Below are 5,471 nucleotides of genomic sequence, written 5' to 3' on the forward strand. Positions count from 1 at the left end.
GCCCCGACCCCGGGGCCGGTGCCACCGGCCGGCGCTCGCGGGCCCCTGCCGGTCGCGGCGTGCCCGCGACCGCCCCGCTGCGGCCGCCAGTCCCCGCTGCGGCCGCCAGTCCCCGCCGGGGCCGCCAGTCCCCGCTGCGGCCGCCAGTCCCCGCCGCGACCGCCAGTCCCCGCCGCAGGCGTCAGGCGAACGTGTCGCCGAACTCGCGCACGCCGTCGACGTCGAGCGTGATCCGGCTGTTGTCGGTCCACCGGCCGGTGGCGGCACGCCAGCTCAGGTCGTCGCGCTCGTCGATGTCGGTCCAGGCGTGCCGGTGGTGACGCAGCTGGATCGGCCCGGACGACGCGCCCGGGGCGAGGACGCCGTCGGTGAAGGTCAGCTCCACCCAGCCGGGGATCGGCGTGCCCGGCAGCGGGTAGCGGGTCGGCGTCGGGCTGGGCGTCGGCGGGCCGCCGGGCGGCAGGGGCGGCGGGAGGAACGTCATGCTGCGCCGGATCCGGTCGCAGCCCAGCGCCGCCCAGTCGCAGTTGAGCACCAGCGAGGTGTCGCCGCCCTCGAAGGTCAGGTGGTAGCGCACCCGCACGGTGGCGAGGTCGAGCGGCCCGCTGCCGGTGTTGGTGACCTCGAGGACGTGCTGGATCTGGTTGTCCGTCGGCGACCAGTCGAGGTTGAGGTAGCCGACCTTCGCCCGCCCGTACGCCGTGCGGACACCGGTGACGGGGGAGGGGTCGGAGTAGCCGCCGAGGGTGTGGGCGTTGACGACGAGCCGGTACTCGCTGCCCGGCGCCAGGTCGGTCAGCGTGAGGGTGGTGGCGGTCGTGCTGCCGAGACTTCGGTAGACGTGCGGGCCCAGCTGCGCCCGCACCTCGTACGTGATCGGCTCCTCGCCGGCCGGCTCGCCCACCCAGGTCGAGGGCGTCCAGGAGAGGGTGAGGTGGTGCGGCTGGTCGACCACGACGACGGGGCTGCCGGGCGTGGTGAGCGCCGGGGCGTCGTCCGCCCGCGCGGCATCCACCGCGAGCGGACCCAGCAGCGCGGCGAGGACGACGGCGGTGGTGACGCGACGGACACGCATGGTGGCGATGTTACGAGCACGAATGGACGCTTATCAATCGCTAGCCGTGGCTGGCTGCGTCGGACCTCGACGCCGGTGGTGTGGTCTCCGTCGCCTCGATGCCTCACAGGTATTTTTATGCCATACAGGTATCAGCGTTCGAGCATCAATGGCTCCTCCGTTTCACGCGCGCTCCCCCGTGGCAACCGGTCGTGGTCGCGGTCCGAAGCGGATTTTTGGTCGATCTCGGGCGCGACGACGACCGACAGCACAACCGCCGGATTCGTGCCGCCGTCGATCACCGGGATTCATGTCGGTCTACCGATAGATCGACGGCCCGGTTGATCTACGTCGGTCGATAGCGTTTCGTGGCACAGGCCGTCCACGAAAGGCGGACCATGAACGATTCCCACACCTCACTGTCCCGGCGCCGGATCCTGCTCGGCGCCGCCGCGGCCTCGGCGGTCACTTTCGGCGCACCAGGCGCCGCCCACGCCGCACCAGGCGCCGCCCACGCCGCACCAGGCGCCGGCGGAGCGGCGCGGGCCCGGCCCCTCGTCCTACGGGACCGGCTCGCGGGCGCCCGGCTCGCCGGCGGCCCGGCCCGCTTCCAGACGGACCTGCACGAGCGTCTCGACGCCTGGCTGGCCTTCTGGTCGGCCAACTCGCCCCGGGTCTGGAGCACCCCCGTGGAGATCGAGGGCCGGGTCGACGCCGACGGCGACGCGTTCACACTGCACGCGATCCGGGTCACCCGCGACGACGAGACGCGGGACGCCTTCGCCGCCGGGCGGTCCGACGCCGCCCACCTGGCCACCCTCGCCAGCCTGCACCACCACTTCCCGGTGGTGCGCGTCGAACCGGGCGGCGCACCACGGGTGGCCGACGGCCCCGCCGGCTGGACCGGCTCGGGCGAGCAGGTCGCCTTCGCGGTCACCGCCTGCCGGGAGCTGTGGGGGCTGCGCACGGCCGGCCCTACGGACTGGCGGGAGCACGTCAGCCGGGCCGGGCACGCCGTCGACCCCGCCTCCCGCTCGGGCTGGGCGGCATTCACCAGGGCGAGTCTGCGGCGCGGGCTGCGGACCGAATCGTACTGACCACCGGAGGTAGGACATGGCACGCAGCGAATTCCGTTTCGTCGTCGACGGCGTCGACCTGAGCACCGAACAGCAGAGCCTGATCGCGAGCGAGATCCAGAAGGCGGGCCTCAACGCCCTCTCCGTCGCCGGCAGCAGACTGACCAACCCGCTCGCCGTCGGGCACGCCAACCTCAAGCTCCGCCCCGAGTGGTACGGCATGTGGGTCGTCGACGGCCCGTTCGCCGAGGAGCTCGGCCAGAAGATCAACGACATCGGCTTCTGGATGCAGCGGTGACGGACTCCGTCCACCGGCCGGACCCGCCGGAGCGGATGTGCCCGAGCACCCCCGCGGCCAACGCCACGGTGTTCCTCGGCATGATCACTCCGGCGGGGCGGGTCGCCTACGTGACGCCCCCGCTCCCGGCCGAGGTCGCCCTCGCCCAGGCCGGCTCGGACACGCCTGTCGAGTCCCGCTACCGGCTGGCCGGCCCGTGCGTCACGGCGAAGTGCGGCTTCTGGACGGGCGAGCACTGCGGCCTCGGCGAGCGGGTGGCGGCGTCCTTCCAGGAGGCCACCGGTACGGCGGAGGACGACCTGCCGCGCTGCGCGATCCGCCGGACCTGCCGGTGGTACGCCGAGCAGGGCCGCGCCGCCTGCTCCGCCTGTTCCCACGTGGTCACCGACGCCCGCTGAATCCTCGCCTGCCCGACGGCGGACCCGTCGTGCCTCCTCCGGACGATCGCGCGGCACCTCGTCGGGCGGCCTGGCGCCGCATCCACCCGTGGCGCGGCGTCCACCGCGTAAAGGGCTCGCGATGTCCCACCGTTCCGCTACGGTCTGGGCGTCATGGAGCCGCGGTACGACGAGGGCGTCATCGGGCGGGAGCATCCCGCGGGTCTGCTGCGCGCCGAGGTCGACCGGGCGGCCGCCAGCCACGGCGGCCTGGTCCTCGTCACCGGAGAGCCCGGGATCGGCAAGACGACGCTGGTCACGGCGGCGGCCGACGAGGCCCGTCGGCGGGGCGCGCTGGTGCTCGGCGCGGCCTGCTGGGACTCCGACAGCGCGCCCGGCTACTGGCCCTGGGTGCAGGTGCTGCGCGGCCTGCGTCGTTCGGCCGACGACTGGGCGCTGGCCCGGGAGGCCGCCGAACCGGGCCTCGCGGCGCTGCTCGGCGAGGCGACCGACCGCCCCGGTGGCGACGACCGCGGCGACCAGGAGGAGTTCGGGCTCCACGACGCGGTGACCACCGCGCTGGTCGCGGTGTCCCAGCGCCGGCCGGTCGTGGTTGTGCTCGACGACCTGCACTGGGCCGACCCCGCCTCGATGCGGCTGCTGCGCTTCGCCGCCCAGCACACCTGGTTCGAGCGGCTGCTGCTCATCGGCACCTACCGCGACGCCGAGGTCGAGTCCCCCGAGCACCCGCTGCGCCGGCTGCTGATGCCGTTGGTGGCGAAGGCGACCACGCTCACCCTCACCGGCCTGTCCCGCGACGAGGTGGCCGCGCTGATGACCCGCACGGCCGGCCGGGCACCCGACGCCGAACTCCTCGACGAGGTGCACCGGCGCACCGGCGGCAATCCGTTCTTCGTGGAGCAGACCGCCCGGATCTGGCGCGCCGACGGCCGGATCGGCGCGATCCCCCCGGGCGTACGGGAGGCGGTGCGCCGCCGCCTCGCCCAGTTGCCGGCGACGGTCGTCGAGGCGCTCACCGCCGCCGCCGTGCTGGGCGGGGAGTTCCACCGCCCCGTCCTCGCGGCCTGCGCGGGCACCCCGGCGGCGCACGTCGACCGGCTCCTCGACCGGGCGGTGACCGCCCGGCTGGTGGTGTCACGCGGCGGCGGCCGGTTCACCTTCGTCCACGACCTGGTCCGGGAGACCCTCTACGACGCGCTGCCCGACGACGACCGCCGCTCCCGGCACGCCGCCGTCGTCCGGGCCGTCGAGCGTGCGCCGGCGCTCGCCGAGCGGCTGATCCCGGCCGACCTGGGCCGGCACGCCCATCTCGCCGGCGCCCACCTCGAACCGTCGTGCGCCGCCGAGCTGCTGGTCGCCGCGGCCCGCGACGCGGGCCGCCGGCTGGCCGTGGACGAGTCGGTGGTCCACTTCCGCCGGGCGCTGGAGATCGCCGACGACCCGGCCCGACGCGTGAAGATCATGATCGAGCTGGGGCAACTGCTGCACCACGTGGGCGGCGGCGAGGAGGCCCGGCGGCTGCTCGCCGAGGCCGCCACGCTGGCCGTGGGGGTCGACGATCCGGTGGTGCTGGCCCGGGTCGCCCTCGTCGTGCACCGTCGGCACGAGGACGGCCCCGGGCGCCTCGCCGACGCGGAGGGCGTGCTGCGGGAGGCGTACCGGCGGTTGATCGGCGAGGCCGGGCGCGGGCTGCCGGTCGGCACGCTCGTCACCGACCTCATCGCCGCCACCGAGTCCCTCGCCCGGCGCGGGCACGACGACGAGGCGCTCACCTTCAGCCTGTGGGCCCGCCACGACACCACCTGGGGGCTCGGTTCGGCCCGCGACCGGGCCGCGATCACCGCCGAGATCCGGGACGTGGCGCGTCGCGGTGGCGACCGCGAGACCGCGCTCTGGGCGACCGCGTTGCGCTGGGTTGCGCTGCTGGAGCTGGGCGACCCCCGCTATCACGACGAGTTCACCACCTTCGTCGCCGGCACCCGCCAGGGCGACGTCCGGCACCGGTCCGCCGCCACCATGGACGCCGCCATCATCGCGGCGTTCCGGGGAGACTTCGCCCGGGCCGACGAACTGGTCGGCGAGCTGACCGGGCTCAGCGACTGGGAGCACTCCGACTTCGCCTTCATGGGCCGGCACCTGCGCTGGTCCCGGTTGCACCTGCAGGGCCGGTTCGACGAGGTCGACGCCATGCTCGACGGGCTGTCCCCGACCGACTACCCCCATCCCGAGCTGCTGCGGGGCATCACCGCGGTCGCGCGCGGCGACGTCGAGGCGGCCGTCCGGCTGACCACCGGGATCGAGGCCACCGGCACGACGTACGCGGGGTCGGTGTCGCCGCTGTGGTTGCGGCTGCGCGCCGGCGTCGCCGCCGCGACCCGCGACCCCCGGCGCTGCGCCGAGGCCCGTGAGGCCCTGCGACCGCACCGGGGGCAGTGGATGTCCGCGCTGTTCGGCTGCGACCTCAGCGGCCCCGTCGACCACTGGCTGGCCCTCGTCGACGCCGCGCAGGAACGCTGGGACGACGCGGTGGCCGGGTTCTCCGCCGCCCGCGACGCCGCGGACCGGCTGGGCGCCCGCCCGTGGTCGGTCCTGGCGCGCGCCGCGCTGGCCGACGCGCTGACGGGGCGGGACCGCCCCGGCGACGC

The 5,471-nt window shown here is 75.1% G+C and carries 6 protein-coding genes; 4 read left to right on the forward strand and 2 right to left on the reverse strand.

Features of this window, described 5'->3' with window-relative positions; genetic code table 11:
- Positions 1-181 precede the first annotated feature (181 nt).
- Both V6U77_RS29470 and V6U77_RS29475 read right to left on the reverse strand, forming a co-directional pair.
- Positions 182-1,075 carry a cellulose binding domain-containing protein gene (locus V6U77_RS29470; protein WP_334610013.1) on the reverse strand — a complete coding sequence of 298 codons (894 nt, stop codon included), beginning with the start codon at positions 1,073-1,075 and terminating at the stop codon, positions 182-184.
- A gap of 131 nt (positions 1,076-1,206) precedes the next feature.
- The gene (locus tag V6U77_RS29475; protein WP_334610014.1) at positions 1,207-1,356 is read right to left on the reverse strand and encodes a hypothetical protein; all 150 of its coding nucleotides are present in this window, start codon (positions 1,354-1,356) and stop codon (positions 1,207-1,209) included.
- Between the two features lie 96 nt (positions 1,357-1,452).
- Between V6U77_RS29475 and V6U77_RS29480 the strand changes: the two genes are divergently transcribed.
- The 4 genes from V6U77_RS29480 to V6U77_RS29495 form a co-directional block, all read left to right on the forward strand.
- Positions 1,453-2,151 (forward strand): hypothetical protein, encoded by a 699-nt coding sequence (locus V6U77_RS29480; protein WP_334610015.1) that lies wholly within the window; start codon positions 1,453-1,455, stop codon positions 2,149-2,151.
- A 16-nt stretch (positions 2,152-2,167) separates the two neighbouring features.
- Entirely contained in the window at positions 2,168-2,428 is a 261-nt protein-coding gene (locus V6U77_RS29485) for a hypothetical protein (protein ID WP_334610016.1), read from the forward strand.
- Positions 2,425-2,826, forward strand: coding sequence for a hypothetical protein (locus tag V6U77_RS29490; protein WP_334610017.1), 402 nt, complete (start codon positions 2,425-2,427; stop codon positions 2,824-2,826). The genes V6U77_RS29485 and V6U77_RS29490 overlap by 4 nt, the downstream gene beginning before the upstream one ends.
- Before the next feature lie 207 nt (positions 2,827-3,033).
- Positions 3,034-5,471: ATP-binding protein (locus V6U77_RS29495; protein ID WP_442934539.1), on the forward strand; the 2,438-nt coding region annotated here is incomplete at its 3' end.

This window comes from Micromonospora sp. CPCC 205546 (assembly GCF_036902715.1).
GTDB lineage: Bacteria > Actinomycetota > Actinomycetes > Mycobacteriales > Micromonosporaceae > Micromonospora.

What these genes read in the sequence shown, in the direction of transcription:
- V6U77_RS29470 (WP_334610013.1), bottom strand. Translation starts at nt 1,075, where the DNA reads ATGCGTGTCCGTCGCGTCACCACCGCCGTCGTCCTCGCCGCGCTGCTG.
- V6U77_RS29485 (WP_334610016.1), top strand. Translation starts at nt 2,168, where the DNA reads ATGGCACGCAGCGAATTCCGTTTCGTCGTCGACGGCGTCGACCTGAGC.
- V6U77_RS29480 (WP_334610015.1), top strand. Translation starts at nt 1,453, where the DNA reads ATGAACGATTCCCACACCTCACTGTCCCGGCGCCGGATCCTGCTCGGC.